At 52.0% G+C, this 24,765-nt stretch carries 16 protein-coding genes; all 16 read right to left on the reverse strand.

The window, feature by feature from the left end; genetic code table 11:
• Positions 1–123: 123 nt before the first annotated feature.
• Positions 124–1,152 carry a galactose/methyl galactoside ABC transporter permease MglC gene (gene mglC / locus ACTHPM_RS07855; RefSeq protein WP_440394632.1) on the reverse strand — a complete coding sequence of 343 codons (1,029 nt, stop codon included), beginning with the start codon at positions 1,150–1,152 and terminating at the stop codon, positions 124–126.
• A gap of 22 nt (positions 1,153–1,174) precedes the next feature.
• A complete protein-coding gene (locus tag ACTHPM_RS07860; RefSeq protein ID WP_440394633.1) occupies positions 1,175–2,686 on the reverse strand; it encodes a sugar ABC transporter ATP-binding protein in 1,512 nt (503 codons plus the stop codon).
• 104 nt (positions 2,687–2,790) lie between these two features.
• The gene (locus ACTHPM_RS07865; RefSeq protein WP_440394634.1) at positions 2,791–3,846 is read right to left on the reverse strand and encodes a galactose ABC transporter substrate-binding protein; all 1,056 of its coding nucleotides are present in this window, start codon (positions 3,844–3,846) and stop codon (positions 2,791–2,793) included.
• A 152-nt stretch (positions 3,847–3,998) separates the two neighbouring features.
• The gene (locus ACTHPM_RS07870) at positions 3,999–4,937 is read right to left on the reverse strand and encodes a substrate-binding domain-containing protein (protein ID WP_440421489.1); all 939 of its coding nucleotides are present in this window, start codon (positions 4,935–4,937) and stop codon (positions 3,999–4,001) included.
• 41 nt (positions 4,938–4,978) lie between these two features.
• Complete coding sequence (locus tag ACTHPM_RS07875) at positions 4,979–6,745, reverse strand: sensor histidine kinase (RefSeq protein WP_440395379.1); 1,767 nt, start codon at positions 6,743–6,745, stop codon at positions 4,979–4,981.
• A 37-nt stretch (positions 6,746–6,782) separates the two neighbouring features.
• A complete protein-coding gene (locus ACTHPM_RS07880) occupies positions 6,783–8,441 on the reverse strand; it encodes a response regulator (protein ID WP_440395380.1) in 1,659 nt (552 codons plus the stop codon).
• Positions 8,442–8,658: 217 nt separating this feature from the next.
• Positions 8,659–9,120, reverse strand: coding sequence for a GNAT family N-acetyltransferase (locus tag ACTHPM_RS07885; protein WP_440394636.1), 462 nt, complete (start codon positions 9,118–9,120; stop codon positions 8,659–8,661).
• The gene (purT, locus tag ACTHPM_RS07890) at positions 9,110–10,300 is read right to left on the reverse strand and encodes a formate-dependent phosphoribosylglycinamide formyltransferase (RefSeq protein ID WP_440395381.1); all 1,191 of its coding nucleotides are present in this window, start codon (positions 10,298–10,300) and stop codon (positions 9,110–9,112) included. The genes ACTHPM_RS07885 and purT overlap by 11 nt, the downstream gene beginning before the upstream one ends.
• A 204-nt stretch (positions 10,301–10,504) precedes the next feature.
• On the reverse strand, positions 10,505–12,310 hold the full coding sequence (locus ACTHPM_RS07895) for an ABC transporter ATP-binding protein (protein ID WP_440395382.1): 1,806 nt from the start codon (positions 12,308–12,310) through the stop codon (positions 10,505–10,507).
• A gap of 59 nt (positions 12,311–12,369) precedes the next feature.
• Positions 12,370–14,142, reverse strand: a complete 1,773-nt coding sequence (locus tag ACTHPM_RS07900) for an ABC transporter ATP-binding protein (protein ID WP_440394637.1) — start codon at positions 14,140–14,142, stop codon at positions 12,370–12,372.
• 505 nt (positions 14,143–14,647) lie between these two features.
• Positions 14,648–18,298, reverse strand: coding sequence for a dynamin family protein (locus ACTHPM_RS07905; RefSeq protein WP_440394638.1), 3,651 nt, complete (start codon positions 18,296–18,298; stop codon positions 14,648–14,650).
• Between the two features lie 206 nt (positions 18,299–18,504).
• Entirely contained in the window at positions 18,505–18,777 is a 273-nt protein-coding gene (locus ACTHPM_RS07910) for an NAD/NADP transhydrogenase alpha subunit (protein WP_440394639.1), read from the reverse strand.
• A 93-nt stretch (positions 18,778–18,870) separates the two neighbouring features.
• Positions 18,871–19,533 (reverse strand): endonuclease III, encoded by a 663-nt coding sequence (gene nth, locus ACTHPM_RS07915; RefSeq protein ID WP_440394640.1) that lies wholly within the window; start codon positions 19,531–19,533, stop codon positions 18,871–18,873.
• A 92-nt stretch (positions 19,534–19,625) separates the two neighbouring features.
• A complete protein-coding gene (locus ACTHPM_RS07920; protein WP_440394641.1) occupies positions 19,626–22,361 on the reverse strand; it encodes an S-layer homology domain-containing protein in 2,736 nt (911 codons plus the stop codon).
• Positions 22,362–22,577: 216 nt separating this feature from the next.
• Positions 22,578–23,243: a GerMN domain-containing protein gene (locus ACTHPM_RS07925; RefSeq protein WP_440394642.1), complete on the reverse strand. Its 666-nt coding sequence runs from the start codon at positions 23,241–23,243 to the stop codon at positions 22,578–22,580.
• A 30-nt stretch (positions 23,244–23,273) separates the two neighbouring features.
• A complete protein-coding gene (locus ACTHPM_RS07930; protein ID WP_440394643.1) occupies positions 23,274–24,722 on the reverse strand; it encodes an N-acetylmuramoyl-L-alanine amidase in 1,449 nt (482 codons plus the stop codon).
• Between the last annotated feature and the right edge of the window lie 43 nt (positions 24,723–24,765).

Below are 24,765 nucleotides of genomic sequence, written 5' to 3' on the forward strand. Positions count from 1 at the left end.
AACAGTGTAACATAATTGTTTCTTTTGTGGAGTCCTCAAATATTGGAAATGGATTTCCATATTCGGCAAACACGAATAAACCGCAACCTGTTGGCTGCGGCCATTCGAACAAAATTTTGAATATTATTTTTTTGCAGCGTATTTGCGCATGTCGAAGGCAACAGCCGCCACAATGATTAAGCCTTTGACGATCAGCTGCCAGTATGGACTGATTCCGATAAAGGTCAAGCCGTAATTGATGATCGTGAAAATCAGCACGCCGACCATGACGCCTGGAACCGTACCGATGCCTCCAGTCGTTGATACGCCGCCTACGACGCACGCCGCGATGGCATCCAGCTCGTACATGTTGCCGTAGTTGTTCGTCGCTCCCCCGGTTCTGGAGGCTTCAAGCACGCCAGCCAAGCCATAAAGAGCACCGGCAATCATGTAGATATAAATCAGATACTTGGCAACGTTGATGCCCGACACCTTGGCCGCCTGAACGTTTCCGCCGATGGCGTACATGTTTTTCCCAAGCTTTGTTTTATTGAAAATGACCCAGACGATAAAGGCGACGAAGATGGCGATGAGAACGATGTAAGGGACGGAATATTGGCCTGAACCGATCGATCCCGAGCCGATATTCGTAAAGTCCTTTCGCAAGCCGCCGATCGGCTGCGAATTATTCGGATCCATGTCAAAGTACATGGAGTTGAGGCCGTATACGGCGACCATCGTACCAAGCGTTGCGATAAAGGGCGGCACATTAAGCTTCGCCACGACCAAACCGTTAACCAATCCGCATAACAATCCCACCAGGATCGCAAGGATAATGGGGACAATAACATGAAGCTGCGGCAGATCCGGAAAAAACCGGTTGGCATAAGTCGCAGTTTGCAGCATCGATGCGGATACGACGGCCGTCAAACCCACAATCCGTCCGGCTGACAAGTCCGTGCCTGCCGTAATCAGGATAAATGCGACGCCCAAAGCAATGATGGCCCGCGTGGAAGATTGGATCAGAATATTGCGTAATGAATCGATGGATAAAAATGACGGGTTATAAATCGTAATGCCGATGACCAGCAGCACCAGCACGATATATATCGCATACTGGGATGTGAATCCCTGCATTCGACTGCTGCCGCCGAGTTTTTTCGTATTCAGCATGGGTTCTCCTCCTTTGATGTCCTTAATGCTGTGCAGCCAGCCGCATGATTTCTTCCTCCGAAGCAGCATCGCCCTCCAGCATGCCGGTTAGGCGTCCTTCGGACATCACCATGATTCTGTCAGACATTCCGATCAGCTCAGGCATCTCCGAAGAAATCATGATGATACTCTTGCCCTGCTTGGCAAGATCCTTAATAATCGTGTAGATCTCGAACTTGGCTCCTACATCGATTCCTCGCGTCGGTTCATCGAGGAGGAGGATTTCAGGCTCGGTGAGCAGCCATCTGGCCAAAAGCACCTTTTGCTGATTTCCGCCTGAAAGGTTCATGATGAGGGTGTTAGACGTCGGCGTCTTGGTGCGGAGCTTCTGCACCATGATATCGGCTTCTTTTCGTTTCTTCTTTCCGTCCAGGAAAAGCAGCAGCTTGCGGTACCGGCTAAGGTTCGCAATGGAGGCGTTCTCGTGCACCGGCAGCACCGGAAAAATCCCCGTAACCCGCCGTTCCTCCGTCAAAAGCGCCATGCCCTGCTTGATGGCATCCTCCGGCGTTCGGATCTTCACTTCCTTGCCATGGATCTTGATGTGACCGGATGCAATGCCCCTAAGTCCGAACAAGGCTTCGATCAGCTCAGTGCGCTGGGCTCCCACGAGGCCGCCGATTCCGAGAATTTCGCCCTTCCGGAGCTCAAACGAAATATCTTTGAAGGACTTCGGAAGCAGGGAAGTAATCCCGTTAACCTGGAGCAGCACGTCGCCTGGAACGTTCTCGCCATCCGGGAAACGCTGCGTGAGATCGCGCCCGACCATCTTCGATATGATCAAATCCGTGGTCAGCTCGGCTGCAGGCCAGGTGCCGATTTTTTGGCCGTCACGCATGATCGTGACCTCGTCGCAAATCTGCAGAATCTCTTCCATTTTGTGCGAAATATAGATGATGGCAACGCCGCGCTTCTTCAAATCGCGGATAATGCGGAACAAATGCTCCACCTCGACGCTCGTTAAGGAAGAGGTAGGTTCGTCCATAATGATAATTTTGGAATCGAAGGAAACCGCTTTGGCGATCTCGATGGACTGGATCTTGGATACCGACAGCTTGCCGACGATGGTGTCCGGCTTCAGATCGATGTCCAGCTCTTTAAAAAGCTTCTCGGTATCGCGAAACATCTTCTTATGATCAATGAACTGGACGGGGCCAAACCCGAAGGTAGGGAAACGTCCCAGCCAGATATTTTCCATGACATTGCGGAACGGCACGGGATGCAGCTCCTGATGAATCATGGATATGCCGTAATTCAGCGCATCCTTGGAATTTTGGATTTGAACCTTTTGTCCATCCAGCAGAATCTCTCCCGCATCCGGCGAGTAGATTCCGTACAGGCATTTCATCAGCGTTGATTTGCCCGCCCCGTTCTCTCCCATCAGGGCATGAACCGTGCCGGGCCTTACCTTTAACGTGACATTGTCCAGTGCTTTAACACCCGGAAATTCCTTGGTAATCCCGTTCATTTCCAAAAAGTACTCGCTTTGAGCCATCGATTTCCGCTCCCTGCTCCTCACCCCGCCGGATGGAAGAGCGGCTGCGTGCAGCCACCGCTTCCGACAGGATGGTTATTTATGTTTGACGCACTCAATACAGCCTATTTGGCGTCGTTAATGTTGTCCTTCGTAATCTTTTTGTAAGGAATCCATACATATTGGTTGTCTGTGATATCAAACCCGATGTTATCCTTGGAAGGCGTTTCGCCTTTTGCCAAAACGGAGGCGAGCAGCACGGAAGCTTTACCCTGGTTGTTGGCATCGTTCAGCACCGTTCCGAGCAGCGTTCCTTCCTGAAGCGCTTCCAGAGCCGGAGCCGTCGCGTCGACGCCTACGACCGGCATCGTTTTGTCGCCTTTAAAGTATCCTGCGGCTTTCAATGCCTCAATCGCGCCAAGCGCCATGTCGTCATTGTTGGCAAGCACCGCTTCGATTTTGTCACCATGCGATCCCAGGAATGCCGCCATTTTCTCCTGGCCTTTTACGCGGTCCCACATGGCTGTGTCTTCTTCTAATTTTTCCACCTTGATGCCGGCCTTCTCAATGGCTTCGATGGAATATTTGGTGCGCAGCTCGGCATCCTGATGTCCAGGTTCGCCTTTCAGCATGATGTACTGCAGCACCCCGTCCTTGTTTTTGTCCGCTTCGGGATGGGCCTTCCAGTAATCGGCGATCAGCTCACCTGACATCGTGCCGGATTCCTCGGCTTTAGCGCCGACATAGTACACTTTATCCCATTTCTTCATGTCTTCCGGAAGCGGTTCACGGTTCAGGAATACCACCGGGATGTCGGCGGTTTGCGCCTTGTCGATAATGACGCCGGCCGCGGTACGGTCAACCGGATTGATGACGAGAGCATCGGATTTCTTCGAAATGAACAGATCAACCTTGTCGTTTTGCGTCGGCTGGGAGTTTTGGCTGTCTACGATGTCTACTTTCGCTTTGCCTTCCGCGTTTGACTTGATGGAATTGCGGACGCCTGTCATGAAGGTGTCGTCAAACTTATAAATCGCTACGCCAACGGATGGTTCTTTGCCGCTGTCCGCGGTTTTGGTTCCGGCGTCACCTGTTGCAGCTTTGTCGTCGCCGCTTGAGCAGCCGGCCATCACCGTGCCGAGCAAAGCGCCTGCGAGCAATACGGAAGTGATTTTTTTCATCGTAATCATGACCTCCTGATTATCTACTGGTTTGTCGCATCCCCTTGGATACGTTTTCATTATGCTGGATTGACGTGCGGATTCGAATATAAAATTCTCATGTGTTCTATAAAAATTCTCATGCCTTGAAACGGGTCTCTACGCTTCCAGGATTACTTCACGAAAGGAAACAGCAGCTTCTGGTTATCGGACTGCAGCATGTTCCCGAGATCAATGAGTGTGGACTTGGTATCGATCCTCTCTTTGACCTCCACCCCCTCGATCAGCTCGACGGCGCTTCGAACCGCAAGGTACCCGTTGTTAAAAGGATTCTGTACAACGGTTCCTTGAACAATCCCCTCCTGCAGCATTTCCATGACCTTGGCGGTACTGTCGAACGTGATGATCTTAACCTTTCCGCCGTATCCGAGCGCCTTAATTTCCTCGGCCGTGCCGATAGAAGCGACCTCGTTTAAAGCTACGATGCCGTTAATATCGGGATGCTCCGTCATCATGTTCCGGGTCAGCTGCCTTGCAAGCTGTTCGTCCGATTCGCAGTATTCGATGTCCACAACCTCCACACCGGGGTATCTTGCTACGTAATCCATGAAACCCTCCTCGCGCTCATCTGCGTTTTTGGCGCCTTTGACGAAATTCATGACCCCGATGCGGCTCTCGGGCCCGGTCAGGTCGATCAGCCGCTTTGCCGCTTTTTGCCCGGCCTCGTAATTGTTCGTGCCCACGAATATTTTGATCCGCGCAGATGCCACCTCTGAATCCATGGAGACCACAGGAATTTTGTAATATGCAGCCTTGTCCGTCACCTGGGCGAGTCCCATGTAATCGCTGGCGGACAGAATAATAGCGTCCGCTTTGTTCGCAATAGACTCTTCGACCAGCCGGACCTGTTCATCGATGTCGCTTTCGTTCTGGGGAGCTTTGAAGGTTAAATGAACGTTATATTCCTTAGCCGCGACTTCAGCGCCCATTTTCACCGTTTTCCAGAAATCGCCGTGGTTCATCTTGACGATCATCTCCACGTTTCTTGGCTTCTCCAGCACGTACAGGCTTGGTGCCGCACCGCCGCAGGATGTCAACATGACCGTCAACATAAGCACTAGATATACTCTCCGCCGGACCGTACGAAGATTTCTCATGATATCCCTCTTTCCTGCTGCTCGGCTTCCATTCTTATTGCCGGCATCGTTATCGTCACGGTGGTGCCTTCTTCCAGCTCGCTCTCGAAGCTTAGTCCGAAGCTTTTTCCGTAATACAGGCGAATCCGTTCATTCACATTCTTGACGCCAACCCCGGAACCTCCGCTCCTTACGCTTCCGGTGAGCAGCTGGTCCATGATCTGCTTAGTCATGCCGAGTCCGTTGTCAGCGATTTTAATGACCAGTTGTTCCTCTTGCAGCGCTGCCGTGATGCGGATGAAGCCTTCATCGGACATCTTTTCGATGCCGTGATGTATGGCATTCTCCACGATCGGCTGCAGGATCAGCTTCAGCGTGACGCAGGAAAGCGCACCTTCCTCGCATTCGATGGCATAATGGAATTTATTTTTAAAACGGATTTGCTGAATAATCAAATAATGGCGGACATGCTCCAGCTCTTCCTCGAGGGGGATAATGTTTTTGCCTTTACTCAGGCTGATTCTGAAAAATTTGGACAACGACGTGATGGTCGCCACAATTTCTTCCTTCTTCCCTTTCTCCGCCAGGCGTACGACCGAGTTGAGCGTATTATAAAGAAAATGCGGATTGATCTGCGACTGCAGCACGTCGAGCTCGCTTTTCCGCTTGGCCTCCTGCTCATGAATGATCTGATCCATCAGCTGCCGGATGCGGTGAAGCATGAAATTAAACCGTTTGGATAACTGAACTACCTCGTGCGCTCCGCTGACATGGATCGGCGTGCTGAAATCGCCCTGCCCGACGCTTTGGACTGATTTTTCCAGCCTCCGAAGCGGCTGCGAAATTTTGGCCGATACGAATATCGCCAGCACAACGACGGCTGCGCATACGACCAGCAGGAACCACAAGATGAACTGGTTGAGGTCCTTTTTCGTCGTAACGATTTCATCGGGGTAAGCGACTCCGACAACCTTCCATTTGATCGGCTCCACGGTCCGGATTGTGATGTATCTGGGTTCGCCCGCCGGCTTGTCGGTGTAACTTCCGTAAGCATACTTTAATACAGGCTCCAAGTTCTCATATTTCAAGCCTGCATAGATCAGCTGCTGCTGCGGATGATACACCAGATTGCCGAGGTCATCGATGATATACGCATATCCTCGTTTGCCCAGGCTGACTTTGCGGCTGAGCTCATCGATCGTCCGGAAGTTGGCATCGACGAGCAAAATGCCCTCTTTGACCGTTCCATGATCCTTGTACTTGATGATCCGGCTCAGTGATACAACCCATTTATATTGTCCTTTGTATAAATTCTGGATATGGGGAGCTGAAAAAGAGAGCTTCTGCGGCTGCGAATGGGCGGATTCGAACCAGCTCTGCTCCTCTAGCATTGTGTTCTTGCGCATATCCAGATCGGGAACGTCCAGTACTAGGTCGCCCGCAGGCGTAAAAAGCCCGACAGAAACCAAGTCCTCCCGGGTATGCAGCAGCGTACTCAGCTGTTCCCGAAGCAGCGGACTCGAAATATCCGGCGCATCATTGATCTGCCCTTCCACCACTTCATAAATATCCTGCATTCCTTTGACATAAAGCTCCAGATGGTAGTTGACCTGTTCAATGATTTGATGAATGTTCAGATGTGCATTTTCTTCTGCCGTCTTGCTGAATTTGTTGTACAGCATCAAGCTGACGACGACCACGACCAGAATTGTCATGAGCGTGAAGGAAACGGTAATAATCGTCTGAATGCTCTGCAGCCGGAAGGATTCCCGGATCCGGGGCATCTTCGGCATGTTCCGTTTAGGCTGGATGTTCACTCGTTTATGCACCCCCGGCGCCGCTTCGGTATTCTTTCGGCGAAATGCCGAATTTTTTGCGGAAGCAGAAACTGAAATAGTTCGGGTCTGAAAAGCCGACCGCTTCGGCGATCTCAAAGGTTTTCAAATCGGTTGTTCTGAGGGATTCCTTTGCTGCTTCCATGCGAATATGCATGAGGTAGTTAACGAAAGTCATTTTGACTTCCTTTTTGAAAATGCTGCTGAAATACCCCGTGCTGATATGCAGATGCTTGCACACCTTATTGATCGAAATATCGCTGTCCTGATAATGGAGACGGATATATTCTTTTGCGCTTTCGACCAGCTGGTTGTATCCGGTTTGCCTTCCCTGGGCGATGGCGTTCATCAGCTTCACGCTAACGCTGCCGATCCACTGCCTGACCTCCTGCATATTGTTGTATTTGTAGATTTCCGCGAACGGGTAAGCTCCCACTCCGAACAATTCCTCCAGATCCACGCTGAATTCTTTGGCCACCTTCATGATGCAGGCGAGAATTTCCATCAAATACACCTGGCAATCCTGCACGGATAGCTGCGCGACCTGCATATTGCTGAACAGGTTGCCGAGAATGACGTCCAGCTCCTCGGGCGTGCCTACCTTCAGGCAGCGGATCAGCGACTGTTCCTTGAGCTCGTCAAAGCTGAGTGATTCATACGGCTGCGATTCGACATCCCCGATCCAGATGACACGGTCATTGCCGAGAATGAGACGGTAATCCAGCGCCTGCATCGCTTTTTGATAGGACGAATGGATTTCTCCGGGGTGGCCGCATACCGTGCCTGCACCGCATGTAAGCGTAAGCTTCAAATATTTGAATACGTTGAGCCGGATCTCTTCCAAAACGGCTAACGTCATTTGCGCCGCGGCTCCCGCCTCACGCTCCGGCAATGTCGACAGCAGCACGCAGTCCTCCAAATGGATGAATACCTTGTAGTTCCCCGATCTTTCGCATATTTCATCCGCTATATTCAATACGGCGAACAGCTGAAGGTAACGGTCTTCCGAATATTTCAATGATCCTGCGGAGGTTCCCGGCCCACTGACCCCAGCTTCTTCGGGAAGATTGTGAACATAGTCAATACGAAGCACAGAGGCCATGAAGCTTTGACCACCCAAATCCAGTCCATAACTGCGTCCCTTATCGTGTATTTCTTCGAGCGGCATCCGGCGGGAAACCAGCTGAGACAAAAAAAGCTCCCTGAGCACAGGAATGCTTTTGCGATAATGCTCCAACAAGACATGGACGTTTTCCTTTTCGGATGCTTCTTCGTCCATCTGCCGTTTTACCTTCAGCGCGACTTCGATGAGTTCCTGTGAAGAGAACGGTTTAAGCACATATTCGTCAATTTGCAGCTTGATCGCCTTTTGGGCATACTCGAATTCGTCGAATCCGGTCAAAATAACAATTTTGGTCGTCGGATAATGCTCGCGAATCCACCCGGCAAGCTGCAGCCCGTCCATAAAAGGCATCTGAATGTCCGTGACCACCACGTCCGGCATATACTTTTCGAACAGCTCGGCCGCTTCCCTGCCGTTCTCTGCCGTATCCACCACCTGAAATCCATGGCTTTCCCAATCGATTTCTTCCACGAGTCCGTCGCGCACGTCTTCCTCGTCTTCTACCAACAGCAGCTTGTACATGTTCTCATCCATCCTTTTATCTTTCTTGGCTTCTTCCAAGCTAAGCGCAGCATTTCATGGAGCCGGCCATTGTAAACGCTTACTGATTTTTACTAAGGTATTCTATATCACGGAGCGCAAAGTTGTAAATAAAAAAACGTTCCCTTTTATGGCATGGCGCGCGCAAAACAAAAAGTCCGCCCCTTGAACAGGGACGGACATATTATCATGTAGCAGTTTATTTGAGTCTTCTGACAAACTGATATCCGATTTTCTCAAAACCGATATGTTCGTAGAATGCATGGGCAGGCGCACGCTCAACACGGTTGCCGCTCGTCAGGAACAGGATATGGCTTCCTTGGCTCTGTCCCCATGCTTCGGCGCTGCGGATCAGCCTTTTGCCGATCCCTTGTCCGCGGTGCTCCTCCGATACGATAAGCGCGGAAACCTGCGTCGCCGTCTCGCTTCTCGCGTAGGACTTCACCTGATTCAGGGCGATCATACCGACCACCTTGCCGTCAAGCTCGGCCACCATGGTGCACAGCTTCGGGTTGTTCTCGGAAGCCTGAATACGTTCACGCATCACATTGATCGTGGTTGGATAATTCAGTTCCCTCATCAGGGAGATTACCGCTTCGAGATCACACTCACAGTCGGAATTGCGAATTTGCAGAGCAGGAGCCAAAATGTTACTGTTCATGATCATATTCCTCCACTTGTAAAAGACTGGCGGCTTGCTTAGCCGTATTCCGTGCTTTTTGAAGATCCGTATCCGCGCTTAAGGCGACAGCCATTCTCCGGCCAGTCCTTGTTTCAGGCTTGCCAAAGACTCGAACCTGGGTCCGGGGCAAGCTGAGCGCACCCTCCACACCACCAACAGCAAAATTCATGCTTGCATGCTTCGCTTTCAACGTTGCCGATGCACCCGGCGTTAGCAATTCGACCGACGGAATCGGAAGACCGAGAATCGCTCTGACATGCAGGGCAAATTCCGATAAATCCTGGGTGATCATAGTCACCATCCCGGTGTCATGCGGACGGGGCGATACCTCACTGAATATGATTCCTTCTTTGGTAACAAACAGTTCTACTCCGAAAATGCCATATCCCCCGAGTTCATCCGTGATGGCTTTAGCAATCGCTTCGGCTTCCTGCAGCTGCTCCCCATTCATGAAATGAGGCTGCCAGGACTCGACGTAATCGCCATCCTTTTGAATATGACCAATCGGCTTACAATAAATGGTTCCGCTTACGGATCGTACCGTTAACAGCGTAATTTCACTATCAAATGAGACAAAAGCTTCCACGATGACCCGGGTGCTTTTTGCACGGCCGCCTTCCATCGCGGTATTCCAGCAGGCTTCGACATCTGCTTCCGTATGGCATACGCTCTGGCCTTTACCGGAAGAACTCATAATAGGCTTGACCACACATGGCGTTCCAAGTGCGGACACGGCGCCTTTCAGCTCCTCCAAACTATCGGCAAAACGATAATCTGCCGTAGGCAGACCGAGCTTCTCTGACGCTAACCGGCGAATTCCCTCCCGGTCCATCGTCAATCGGGCCGCTCTGGCCGTCGGAACGACATGGAATCCTTCTTCTTCAAGTTCCAGCAAAGCATGCGTAGCTATAGCCTCAATTTCCGGTACAATGATATCCGGTTTTTCCTGATGAATGATCTGTTTCAGGGAATCGGCATCGAGCATATCAATCACATGGGACCGGTGGGCAACCTGCATGGCAGGCGCATTGGCATAACGGTCCACGGCTATGGTCTCCACACCCAGTCGCTGGGCTTCGAGCACCACTTCTTTTCCCAATTCTCCGCTGCCCAGCAGCAGCATCTTCTTGGCATGTGCAGAAAAAGGAGCACCCCACACCACTTCCCAATTCCCCCCTAATCATATACCACATCTGTATACCACTATAACTATTTTCAGGGTTAAAGAGAAAGATTGCAAGAGTGCTCCGACAATTTCCACCAATGTTCACAAACTGTCCTTATTTATAGGCCTTTCGACTGTCGATATTTAGGAAATGTTTATTGATTTTTCCGCAAAATGGTTCCACTTCCGCTTTTACCACTAGATGAACCGGAACTGTGCTTCGATCAGGCCGAAATAGGTTCCGCGATGCTGCATCAGCTCCGCGTGGTTGCCCTGTTCCTTAATCTCGCCGTGATCGAGGACGATGATTTTGTCCGCGTGGCGGATTGTCGACAGACGATGCGCCACGATGAAGGAGGTCCGGCCCTTCAGAAGCACCTTGAGTGCTTCCTGGATTTTCAGCTCGGTTTCCGTATCAATGCTGGCCGTTGCCTCGTCAAGAATCAGGATTCGCGGATCGGCCAGCAGGGCACGGGCAAAGGATAGCAGCTGACGTTGTCCCATGGACAGCATGTTGCCTCGTTCTTCCACCTCGGTTTCATAGCCGCCCGGCAGCTTCTCGATAAACTCATGCGCATTGACGGCTTTGGCCACAGCCTCGATTTCCTCATCGCTCGCATCCAATCGGCCGAAACGGATATTATCGCGGATCGTGCCGGAGAAAATGAAGGTGTCCTGCAGCACGATGCCGATCTGGCTGCGCAGCGTTTCCAGCTGGACATCCCGGATATCCAAACCGTCAATGGTGATTTTCCCGCTCGAAATATCATAGAATCGGCTCAGCAAATTAATGATCGTGCTTTTGCCCGAGCCGGTATGACCGACGAGAGCGATCGTCTGCCCGGCTTCCACGTCCAGATTAATGCCCTTGAGCGCCTGCCGTCCCTTTTCGTATTCGAACACGACGTCCTGAAGCTTGATGTCGCCTTTGATCTTAGGCATCGGCACGGCATTCGGCTTGTCGTCGATGTTCGGCTTCTCGTCGATGAATTCGAAGATCCGTTCGGAGGAGGCCATTGCCACCAGCAGCTGATTGTACATCTGGCCGAGGCGGTTGATTGGCTCCCAGAAGTTGCCCACGTAACTGGAGAATGCGACCAGCAGACCGACTTCGAGCTGTCCGTGCTGAATCAGATAAGCACCGAACCAGAACAGGATCAGCGTGCCGACCCCGCCGGTAATTTCGATCAGCGGCCCGAATGCCTGGTTCAGCATAGAAGCGCGGTCCCAGGATTTCTTGCTCTGCAGGTTCATCTGGTCGAAGAACTGGATATTTTCCTGCTCCTGCGTGTACGCTTGCGTAACACGGATGCCTTGAATGGCTTCGTTCAAGTGGGAATTAATCCGGGAGTTCTTCATCCGCACGTCCTGCCATGCGCGGCGGATCCGTACCCGCAGCTTCGTGGAGATCACGAACATGACAGGGACCGTGAGGATAACGGCAAGCCCCAGCTTCCAATTGATGAGGAGCAGGATGACGACGATGCCCACCAGCTGCACGCAGTCAATCATTAAATTCACGACGCCGCTGGTGAACAGCTCCTGCAGCGAGTTGACGTCGTTCGTTACGCGCACCAGGACGGATCCGGCCGGCCTTTTATCGAAGAAGTTGAAGGATAGCTTCTGAATATGCTTGAACAAATCACTCCGAAGATCATATATGACCCTCTGTCCGATAATATTCGTGAATTTGATCCGGTATGTACTTGCCAGCCACTGGATAATGTACAGGACAAGTACGATCGCCGTGATTGTGTATAACATTTTGACGCTTGAAGATCCATCCTCCGGCGAAATAGCCTTATCTATGGCCATACCCGTCAGATAAGGGACGGTCAGCTTCGTGACGGTTCCGAGAATCATCATGAAAATGACCAGCGGCAGCAGCTGCTTCGCGTACGGCTTCATGTAGGCAAATAGCCTTGTCAGCTGCGCCCAGTTAAAGGGCTTTTCGATGATTTCATCATCCTGATATACGAAACGTTCGCCCGTCTTACCCGGCATTTTGCCTTTTGGTTTGCCAGGGTCGTTCTTCGGGCGCTTGTCGGTATTCACGACCGTGCTCATGAGCTCACCTGCTCTCCTGCATTACCATTCATCCGGGCAATGTGGTCTGCATATTGTATATTGTAAACATCCTGATAAGGTCCCGCCTCCGCGATCAATTGATCATGCTTGCCGCGCTGCACGACTTTGCCTTCGTCCAGAACGAGAATCTCGTCGGCGTGGCGCAGGGACGAAATGCGGTGCGCGATGATGAAAGTCGTGCGGCCGCGCATGACCTCCTGGAATCCGGATTGGATTTCATGCTCGGTTTCCATGTCGACGGCGCTTGTCGCATCATCCAGAATGAGAATCTTCGGATTCTTGAGCAATGCGCGCGCAATCGCGATCCGCTGCTTTTGTCCGCCGGACAAGCCCATCCCCCGTTCACCAACCACCGTATCATACCCGTCAGCCATTTCCATGATGAAATCGTGGGCCTTCGCCAGCTTCGCCGCACGAATGATCTCATCCATCGAAACATCCTTGATGCCGTAAGCGATATTGTTGCGGATGCTGGAGGAGAACAGGAAGGTCTCCTGGAACACGGAAGCGATTTGGCTCCGCAGGCTCTGAACCGAAATATCATTAATATTGACCCCGTCCAGCTTGATACTGCCTCCGTTCACGTTATAGGCATGCATCAGCAGCTGAATGATCGTGGATTTACCGGAGCCGGTTCCTCCAAGCAGGCCGATGACCGTTCCCGGCGGCGCATCCAGACTGATGTCCTGAATGGCTGCGAGCTTGTTGCCGTAGGCAAAGGTGACATGGTCGAATGTTACATGGCCTTTTACTTCATCGGAATTCAAACGGATCGCATTGTCCTTGTCCTGCACGTCAATCGGCTGGTTCAGCAGCTCCATGACACGTTCGCCGGATGCCTCCGACTGCGTATAGTTGTTGATCAGGTAGCCGATGTTCCACATGGGACCGATGATGTACCAAATCAAGCTGAAGAACGCGACCAATCCGCCGAGCGATAATGTTTCATGGATAACCATCCTGCCGCCGACGCCGAGCAGAATGACGACGCAGACGGAGGCCAGAAGCTCCATGAGAGGGAAATAGCGGCTCCACAGGCCCGACGCAAAAATCTGGTTGCTCTTGTACCGCTCGTTGCGCAGCGAGAATTTATCCACTTCATAAGGCTCGCGCGCGAAGGACTTTACCGTCCGTACCCCCGTAATATTTTCCTGAACCGAGGTGGTCAGTGCGCTGAGTGCCAGCCGCATTTCCTGAAAGGCCGGATGAATGCGATTCTCGAACTTCAGGGCGACGATAACCAGAAACGGGATGCTGATCATCGTGAGAAGCGTTAGCTGCCAGCTGATCGTCATCATGACGACGGCACCAAATACCACCATCAGTATCGTATTTAGGATTTGCGGGATGCCGAAAGCAATGAATTGGCGGATCGCTTCGAGATCCCCGGTCAGGCGGGACATCAAATCACCCGTTCTGGCCGTGTCGTAATACCGGAAAGACAAGACTTGCAGTTTCTCGTAGCAGCCGTTCCGTAAACGGTATGCCAGATAGTTCCCCATTCTTCCGCCAAGAAGACCGCTTAAAAACTGCATAAGCGCTTTCACAATGACAACACCGATTACAGTGAGTGCCAGTGCGGGAACTTTGTCGTATTGCTGCGGCAGGATTGCATCATCAATCAGCGCGCGCAGCAGGTTTGGGGTTACTAACCCCAAGGCAGTAGCTATGGCGAGGCAGAGTATAGATAGATATAAAAAACTCCGCTTCTCCCAAAAAAAGCTCTGCATTTGCCTGAGAACATTCATGGTTCTCCTCCTTCGAGTCATCTCAAACTTGATCACTTCAACCGGGAAGTGATGTTGAATATTTATGAAGTTTAACATCGTCTTTCCAAGGCGGCAAAGAGGATAACCGGGCATATTTTCGCGGCTTTGGCAACGAATGGGCATTACCTTTGCATAATCCCGAAATCCTTATCAAATCATTGGAAATACTCGATATCTCTGCCCAACCCGGCAAAAAAAGAATTCCGCCTGTCAATACACTTCCATTTCGCCTATTTGCTGCAAGTTTTTAACCGATTCGCTACCCATGATGGATGCGAAATCCATCCCTTCAGGGACAAATTCATAGGAGAAAAAAATGATCGCTTTACATCATTATCATTACCGTCAACTTCGGCCACCCGGGAATCGCGAACGACCTGAACGCCATTATCAAAATTCAGTACAAACCCGGTCTGATGTCCAACACGTGCAGCAAAAAAAGGAACGTCATCAGACGTTCCTTTAAGCTTCCGTTCCTATGTCATTAAGCCAGTGATTGTTCCAGCTGCTGCAGCTGCGCGGCAAGCTGATCCCACACCTCAGCCTGCTCCCCGGAAGACAGCGAATCCGTTGCCGCTTCCATCGCCTCCCGAAGCTGCTCTTTCAGCTCTTCTTCCTGCCTCGACTGCGCCGTCTTCACCAGACCGCCATAGAACGCAGCAAGCACTTCTTGCTTGGCAGCCGCTTCGCTGCTCACGGCTTCCTTAATTACGGGCTCAATTGCGTTTCTCAGCTTCTCCCTGCCGCCGTCCTCAAAGAAATGCTTCGGCGATTTGAAGAAGGAACCATACGCCGACCAGTCCACGAATCCGGTCTGTCCCGCATCATTCCAATCGGGCGCGGCCCACTGCTTTTCTTCCGGAGGCGTCAGCAGGATGACCGCATCATAGCCCCGGATGTCCTGCACAGCGGCTTCGGCTGCCGTATGAAGAACGGCTTTCCCCTTGTTCTCTAGGCGAAGCGTCGTTGCCCACAGCTCCTGCTCCAGCTCATGAATAAGGGTACGCTCCAGTTCCCTGCCGCAGTCTGCAAAAATTCGCTTCAATTGCCCGGCATCTTCCCGGAGTACCGACGGATGGAACGCTTCGGCAAAAAACTCGCCCAGGTTGAAGCCGATGCGCTGGCGGACATGGAACAACAGTTCACGTGTCTCCTGCTCTACTTCGCGCGCCAGATCCTGACTGCCGAAAGCCCCGATCCGTTCAAGCGCCCGGTCATTGACTACGCTGAGCTGCTGGCGGCGCTGCTCTCTGGTACCTGCATCCTGACGCGCCATCCGTCCCCATTCAATGACGCGCTGGCGGACACCGGAAATCTCCTGCACGGCGCTGGCGAGAGACAGCTTCGGCAGCTCCTCCCCGGCAAAAGCACCCAGCGCTTTCTCGAACGATTCGAAGGAGGATTCTGCATAGAGCGCAGCGTCGCCCTCCATTTTGCCTTCCAGCGCCTTCATGCTTGAAACCGGATAAATATGCGGAAGCCGTATGCCCCTGGCTTTCAGATTCGTTTCCACATGCTTCACGACCTGGCCGAGCTCTTCCTCCGAGGAAGCCAGATCCGCGGCATTGACGATAAAGAACATTTTATCCAGCGCAAAGCTGTCCTTTACTCTGCCCAGCTGGGTCAAAAACTGCCTGTCGCCTTTGGAAAAGGCATGGTTATAATACGTCACGAACACGATCGCGTCCGCGTGCTTCATGTATTGGAAAGTAACGCCTGTATGCCGGGCGTGAAGCGAATCCGCCCCCGGTGTATCCACCAGAACGATGCCCTGCTCGGTCAACGGACAGCTGTAATACAAATCAATCCGTTCAACATAGCAGGAACGGGTCTCATCGGCGACAAAAGACTTGTAGCCGTCCATATCCACTGTCTGCACAGTTCCGAGCAGCGGCTGCGCTTCCTTCCAGCCTGCAGCGGCCGCCTTCAGGAAGCCATAGTGCGGCAGACCCGCGGGATGGATTCCTTCAGGCTGCAGCTGTTCGATCGCCTGCAGCCAGTTATCCTCTGCCGGCGTACCCAGCTGCAGCACGGAGAAGGAATAGGCCAGATCCTCTTGGAATGTGTCCGGCGATTTCATCATGACCTGGGCGGTCCCATGGGCAAAGCCTTCCTGCGGCGCCAGTATGCGGTTGATCGCCGCCGTGGTCGGATGCGGCGATACGGGCAGCACCCGTTCGCCGAGCAGAGCGTTGGCGAATGATGACTTGCCCGCGCTGAACGCACCGAACAGCGCGAGCGTGAACGAGCCGCCGGCCAGTGCATCGGCACGGCTGCGCAGTCCCCGCGCGGCGGAAGCCAGCGCGGGATAGCGCGCGAGCAGCGCAGCCGCGTCCTGCAGGCGCGCTGCCGCCGCGTCCAGCCGCTGGCGGCGGCCGAAGGCCCCGCCGCCGAGCGGCTCCGCCCCGCTGCGCGGGGCCTTGGCTGGCGCGGCCGTCCGCGCGCCAGCGATGCCCTGCGGCTGCGCAGCCGCAGGGGAAGGCGCGCTCACCGTCGGCAGGAAGCCGGGGGTGAGCGCTGCTGGCGCCGGCAGCTGCTGGCGTGCTGCTGCCGCGCGCGCCGCGATGTCCCGCTCCAGCTCCATATAGCGGGACATCGCGGCGGACTGTGCAAGCAGCGCGTTCAGGGATGCGATGACGCGCTGCTGCTCTTCCTTGGCGGATGCGGCCACATCCGCCAGCATGCCCTCCGCCGCGTTCATGGCGGCGCGGCGGTATAAGCCCTTGATGTCTGCCGACAGCATGCGACAGTAATTCAGCACATATTCACCGGAGAGGACCGCATCCGGTTTCACCGAATTCTCCAGCATATCGCCGCTGATTTCCGGCATCGATGCCGCGAGGCTTTGCTCCCGCTCTTCCGTCCATACGTTCTGCGACTTGCCCCACGTTTTGAGCAGCTCCGCCAAATGCCACTCGACCTGAGAGGAGGATTGCTCCCGCAATGCTTCCTTAAACCTGGAGAGCCGTTCTTCCTTTTCCTGCTGTGTCTTCGCACCGGCGAACAACAGTCCTACCTTGAAGCCGCTCTTCCGGCTTTCCAGAAACCGGCCAGCCGTTTCTCTCAGCTCCGCCGGCGTTAAATTGGCGTTGTCCAGCAGCTTATCCACCTGCTTGCGTACGCTTTCGCGCTCGGTTTGCGGCAGATCCTTCAGACGCTCCAGCTCTTTCCGATAGGCCCCGATTTCTGCCTCGAGCCTTGCCGCCTGCTCCTCTCCGCCCATTTCTTTCAGCAGCTGCTGCTTGTCATCCTCCCGCGAATCCGCATAATTCTTGACATGCTGTTCCACGATATGACGGGCCGAGCAGTCCAGGCTGTAATGAAGGATCGGATCCCGCTTATCGATCAGATCGGTAATAAGCTCTTGGATCTGCTTCCATTGGTTATACGGATGCTCAGGCTCCTTCAGCGTCGTGAACAACAAGCTTTCATAACGAACTTGCCAGCGCTTGAATGCTGCTTCAACTTCCGCTCTATATTTTTCGAAGGAAAGCTCTTGCTCCCGGTGCTTGTCGATCTGATTGACGACCAGATACAGCGGCTTGCCCCAGTCCGACAGGCTTTTGGCGAAAGCGAGATTGTTCTCCGACTGCACATGGTTGTAATCCATGACATACAGCACCGTGTCCGCCAAATGCAGTGCCGAATGCGTCGCCTTCTGGTGGCTGTCATCGGTTGAATCCACGCCCGGCGTATCCATCAGTACTCCCCGGCCGCCTAGAAGCGGGATGTGATCCCAGACTTCTACCGAAGAGTACGCGCCTCCGTTGGTGGCGTATGTATAAAGCTCATCCAGTGAGACCTCCTGCGGTTTCGCCTTCCGATCAGCGGCTTCCCCTTCGATGACCGGATAGATGAGGGCATGAGGCTGTCCGTTCCGGATCGACACCACGTTGGCGCTCGTCGGAACCGGACTGGACGGAAGCACCTTTTTGCCGCACAGGGAATTGATGAGACTGGATTTACCCGCGGAAAAATGGCCGCAAAAAGCAATCGTCATTTCACCTGCAGACGCCTTTGCCAGCAAATCATCCATGAGCTTCGAGGACTTGTCGTCCCCCCATGCTTGCAAGCTCTCCTGCAGCCGCTGCAGGGAACCTTTATCTGATTGAATCGTAGGACTCGATGTCGACATGCTTGCCTTCTCTCCCCTTCATGTCTGTTCAATGAACGATGCGATGTTTGTCGCGATATCATACATTATGCAGATTCTTCAAATAGTTACATTTTAACATCATGCGGGATGAATGAGAAACATTTTAAGCCCGAGCCGTTACTTTCTTTCCAAAAAAAATAAAACCGAATAGCTTCGGTTTTATACTTGGTAAATTCATTCGTTTTTTATGCGCTTGCGTTTTCCAGTTCAGGCACGAGAATCTCGAATACCTTGCCGTGCTGCAAAATGGTTGTGCCGCGGGACTTGTCCTTCATCACGACAACCTCGGGCTTGGTGGACATGCGGTCCAGGTAATGCTCTGGCACGTCGCCGGAATGGCTGACCGTAATGCCTTCAAACTCTCTCTCTTCGTTTTCGGCAAGCTCGGTTTCCATTACCTGATCCATAATATCGGAAAAAATTTCGAAATTGTCAGTATATACTGAGATGCATTTCATGATTATCCCATCCTTCTCCATCTTTGTAGTTCCTATCCTTCTTCATAAAATGAACTAAAGCAAAGCAGCCTTTCTTTAGTCCAGTTTATATCCTTACTTATCTTTTCTGATTTGGGAAGTCTTCATACGTTTTTTTCCTTCGCGGCAAACATCCAGCAGCGGGCATACTTGGCATTTCGGATTCTGGGCTTTACAGTGATAGCGTCCAAAAAAGATCAGGCGGTGATGCGTCAAGGTCCACTCTTCACGCGGCACCTGCTTCATCAGCTTTTTCTCCACTTCGAGCACGGAATCTTTCCAATTCGCCAGCGCCAGGCGTTTGGATACCCGTTCCACATGCGTGTCTACAGCAATGGCAGGTACGTCAAAGGCGTTGGAAACAACGACATTGGCAGTCTTGCGGCCAACGCCAGGCAGTTTCACCAGCTCATCATGCTCCCGCGGTATTTCACCGCCGTATTGTTCCATTAAAAGCATGCAAAGATTACGGATATGCTTCGCTTTGTTGCGGAATAATCCGATCCTGCGGATATCCTGCTCGAGCTCCTCCAATGGAACCGCCACATAATCCTCCGGGGACTTGTACTTTTGAAACAAATCCTTCGTTACCTTGTTCACCGTTTCGTCCGTGCACTGTGCGGACAGCAGAACGGCAATCGTCAGTTCGAAAGCATTGCTGTGGTTTAATTCACAATGGGCGTCGGGGAACATGTCTCCGATCGTATCCAGTATATAACGTACGGTTGCTGCCTTCATCGCTACCCTTACCTCCTGCAAAAAAAACGTCTTGATACGGGTAAGACTCCCCGTATCAAGACGGTGTATCTCATGACCATTCCCAAAGCATACTATTGTTTCTGTATCTCGACAATCATTCCATTGTTTAAATACAGTACAATATTATCATTTTCTTTGAGGGATTGCACGGTCAAAGTGGTATCTCCTTGATGAATGTATGCGGCCGGTGACAACGCGTAATGCCCGATATCATTGACATTCTGGCGTTTCACATAAATTTCCTTCGCATAACTGTCATATTTCCAGTAGCTTTGCGTCGACATATTCAACACTTTCACAACATAATTTCCATCGGCATCTTTGCGAACCTCAACGCGATTTCCTGCGGAAACGTTGCTCAGGTTGAGCGCGGCTCCGGCATCGTTCATCACTTTGGACGAGCTGTCCAGCTTGAAGGTTTCCGTCGCTCCGCCGTAATTTTTAACGGTAACGCTCTGCGAGCCGGCAGCAGCATTGACCGATGTGACTTCGCCTGTTGTCAGCTTCACGACCTGAACGGAAGCCGGATTTATACCGTTAAAGGTCACGTTGAGCAGCTGACCGGAACTGAGATCCTGAACTGTGATCGTCTGCCCGCTGTCTCCGGTCAAAGCCGATTTATCCACGTAGAACTGACTGGTTGTGCCGTCTTTCTTCACGGTGACGCGGGAGTTGCTGTAATCGACGCTCACGATTTCAAATTGAACGTTCGATTTGACCTGGATCGATTGAATCGCATCCTGTGTGGCAGTCAGAACGGCGGCAATGTCGCTGCCCACCTTGATGTCGGACAACGAAGCATTCGTCTTGCCGTATACCTGCACGACCGGATTGCTGAATGGCAGCGTCATGCTTTGTCCGTCAGCGCTCACCAAGGTCAATTTTTTACCGCTTAGATCCACCGCGGATACTTTACCCTCATATTGATAAATGACATCGAGAGACAAAGCCCGGTTGGTCAAATACGTAATATTTACTTTACGTCCGTTCACCAGGTAAGGCTCGATGCCTGCCAGCGTCGGATTCACCGAGTTGTAGACGAGTTTCGTTTTTTCGTCAAGGGATACGACGTAAGGCTTTTTGTTGGAATCAAGCAGGGTCAACAGCTTGCTCTTAGGCTCGTATTGAACGATAGTCGCCCCTTTTTTCTGTTCCATTTGACGGTTGAGAACCTGGATCTTCGTTACCTGATCCTGCGGATTCAAGGTGATTTCCACCTGATCCCCGTTGCTCGAGTCCGCGATTAAATCACCAAGCGTCGGAGCCGCGATGCCGCTGATCACAAGCTCGGGTTTTTCGGCAAGCAGCTTCACTTCCAGCTGTCCGCCTTCACGTTTGTATGTAATGGTGGCATTGTTAGCCCCGACTTCATACAGAGAACCGCGAATCGTTCTTTCCACGCCCTGGGTCACTTCGATCGATGCGACGATATTGTTTTTAACGGTATAATTGATGACCGCTCCGTTTTTCAGCTCGGAAGGCGACAGCAGCTGATTTTGGTATTTTACGATCAGGCTGTCATCCCATGTATAGCTTTCTACGGCGCCGGAAGCATTTTTAATGACCAAAGATTTCGTGGCCGAGTCCACGCTTTGAAGCGTGCCTGTACCGCTTTTGTTGATGATGCCGGATTTAACCTGTATGATGACGGGCTTTTTCGCCGAGCTGAAGGTCTCCTGCTGAATCTGGATTTTGCTGCCGACAACCAATGCGGATGGTTCGATTTTGGTCCCGTTTTGATCCAGGAATGTGGTTCCTGCATCATACGTAAACTCTTTGAACGTGCTTCCTGTCTCCAGCCATAGAACATTGCCCGGAGAAAGCTTCTGGAATGTGCCTTCGGTGCTCTCGAGCTGCGGCTTGGAATCGGTGACTTCCACATAAGCCGTTTTGTTCGTGCTGCCGATGACCATGACTTTCGTATATGGCTTCAAATCGGAGAAGCTGATCTTGTTGTCCGAACCGCTGGTGTAATACACCGTGGAGCTGTCCAGGACATAGGTACGGATGCTTCCGTCTACATACAAATCAAGCTTGTTTGTTCCCACAGCGGTCACGATGCCCTCAGCGGAATTGTTATACTTTACGTCGTTGAATGCTTCTGCCCGGCTGAAGAACGTGGCGAGCTGTGCACGGGTAACGGACCCTTGCGGATCAAAGCGGTTGCCCTCGATGCCGTTGGTAAGCCCAAGTTCCAAAGCAGCGTTCACGAAGCCCCGCTTGGCAGCGGATATTTTACCGTTATCGGCAAACGTGGTCGCCTTGGCGGCCATGGATGCTGCGTCGTCTTCCTTGCCGAGCGCACGGATCAGAACCTCCGTAATCCATTCCCGGGATGCCTTTCTTTCTCCCCAAGTTTGCTTGGAAGTGGACGCCGCGTTCTCCGAGGTTTTATCAAGCAGGTTCTGCTGGAGCGCCAAGGCTACATAAGGTTTGAAATAGTTGTTCACCTTCATATTGGCAGGGAGTGCTACGGCGGAACCGCCGGAAATTTTATCTTCCAGGCCTGCAAAACGGATGGCCATCGTCACGGCTTCCTGCTGGGTAACGGAATCGTTCGGACGGAACAAACCTTTGTCGCCTAGCAGAATGCCTTGGGAAGCCAGCTTGTAAATATGCTTTTCTGCCCAGTATCCGCCTTTGACATCGCTAAAGAGCCCGCTTGCTGTCACGGAAGCCGCCGCGGTTGGCGTTACAGCTGCGTCCGCGAATACGGAAGCGCCTGTACCGAATGCCATCATGCCGACCATAACGGCTGCTACCGCTTTTTTGGAATGTGATGTTGAGTTGCTGCGTTTGGAAACCATTCTTTTTCCCCTTTCTCTAATGAAGGACGGTGCCCTGCAAGGCTGCATCCTGAAAATAAACAGAAAGAACTAAAGAGAAGACGCCCCCGTCCAGAAACCTTTAGGTTCTCAAACGGAACGGGAGCGTAAACTTTAGTTCATTTCATATCCACAAAAATCACGCCTATATGATGTTCGACAAGAAGGCCCTAAGCTCCTGCTTTTGCCCTAATTTTTTCAATGTCTTGTCAAAGGATGTTCCAGGTCGACATGTCCCATGAGACTTTCCACCTTGGCACCATCCACCAGCAGTTCCACCGACTTGATCTCATCGAATTGGAACATAGTCTGGGAGAGTGCGTCCAGAGCGTACTGCTCTCCGCCGGCTCCCAGTCTTGCTTCATCCGGCATATGGACGTCCAGGGTGATTTCGCCGTTTTTCACATCCAGCTTTTTCAGTTCGATTTTGCCCCAGAGCGGAACCAGTTCATCCTTACCGCTGGACTGCAAAGCCTTGTAGGCTTCCGCATATTTGTCATTCTCGGTTTTGTAGCTGATTTCCTTTTGGGATTTTTTCAAATCGAGCTCCTGCGGATCGGTATAATAAACATCGATCATTTCTTTTTTAGCCGCAGTCTCCGTTGTTTGGGAAGGTGTATCCGTCTTCGGTGAGCCGCTCGGCTCTTCACCTTTCGGCGTCCCTTCATCCGCTTTCCCGCCGTTTTCATTGCCCGCATTCTCTTCAGGAGCGGTCTCGCTGCCGCTTCCGGTCGTTTGCTGCTGCTCCCCGGAGACTGTTTCTTGCTGCCCGCTTTCCGGCGCGGTTGTCGGCTTCTGGCCGCAGCCGGCCGAGGCAATCATCACCAAAGCCAAAATGCCTGCACACCACAATTTCCTACTCATTCACTGCCGCCTCCTTTAAGGGGAATTTCCTTATTTAACGCCCAAATATTCCTTGATGCCATTTACGACCCCTTGAGCAACCTTCTGCTGCACGCTCTCCGTGAAGAGAGTGGCTTCATCCTTCTTGTTGCTGAGGTATCCAACTTCGAGAAGCACGGCAGGCATTTTCGTTTCACGAATCACGTGGAAATTGCCGTAGCGCACCCCCCGGTCGGATAGGCCGGTAGCTTTTACGAGGTACTTATGCATCACATTGGCTAACGCCTTGCTGGCCTCGCGCTGGTAATACGTTTCACTGCCCGAAGCGGCCGAGGATCCGGCGCTGTTGGCATGGATCGAAATAAACACGTCCGCCTTCAGATCATTGGCGATCTTGGCACGTTCCTTCAACTCAAGGAACGTATCATCGCTGCGAGTCATCACCACGTCAATGTTCGGCTCCTGCTTCAGCAGCTTTTCAACCTTCAGGGCAACAGCCAGATTGAAGTTCTTTTCTTTTTTGCCCGTTACGCCGGTTGTACCCGGATCATGGGCGCCATGGCCTGCATCAATCACAACGATTTTCTTGCCGTTTCCGCCTACCGGCTTCGACGGCGTACCGCTGTCGGTCGTATTCAGGTCAACGATATATAAGCCGTTCTCATTGCTCAGCTTATAATTTTTCGCATAGTTCAAGTCAATCACGACTCTTACGGTCGAAGGGCTGTCGCTGTATAGCGAATATCTGACTTTCGACACGTCGGGATAACCGCTCACATCCAGCGATCCCGTGGAGTTCTTGTCCAGCGAATTGCTGCTGCCGAACGAATCCGAGAATCCCGTATTTTCCAAATCGACGACAATCCGGTCAGGACCGCTCATTTTGAAAGCATTGACCTTGGCTTGTCCGGAAGTGGCAATCATCAGGCGGTTATCGCTGAAGCTCAGGCCGTTCACCTTCGCTGAAGCAGTCGTACCTCCATGATTGCCGCCATTGCCCGTTCCAGGGGTAGCCTCTTCTCCATTCCCTGCACCAGTTCCGGCATTTCCGTTTCCACTCCCGGATTCTTGGGTATATAAGTATACGACCTTCTTCATATTGTCCCAATTGACCTTGAGACCCATTTGTTCACTTACGAAACGCAGAGGTACGATAACCGTATCCGTGCGCAAAATAGGGGCGATGTTCATGGAAACCTTCTTTCCATTTACATCGGCCGTTTTTTGATTAACAACGAGTTTAATGACATCCGAATCTTTTTTTATGGTTACCGTGCGCGTCTTTTGTTCCCATGCGACGTCAAACCCCAGATTCTCTCCGACGACACGAAATGGAATCATGATATTGCCATTCACATTTTCCACTTTTGCATTTCCTGACAGATTCAACGGTTTGTCATCCAGAACAACTTTGGCACTTCCCGCCGCAGCCTGTCCATTGTGAGGAAACGCCAAAATGAAGACAAATAACAGTACCGCCATAAATCCAAATTTCTTCATCCTTCACCCTTCCATTCTAAAATTTTTGTCCATAGCTCTGACG

This window comes from Paenibacillus sp. SAFN-054, assembly GCF_051966755.1.
Taxonomy (GTDB): Bacteria; Bacillota; Bacilli; order Paenibacillales; family Paenibacillaceae; genus Paenibacillus_AQ.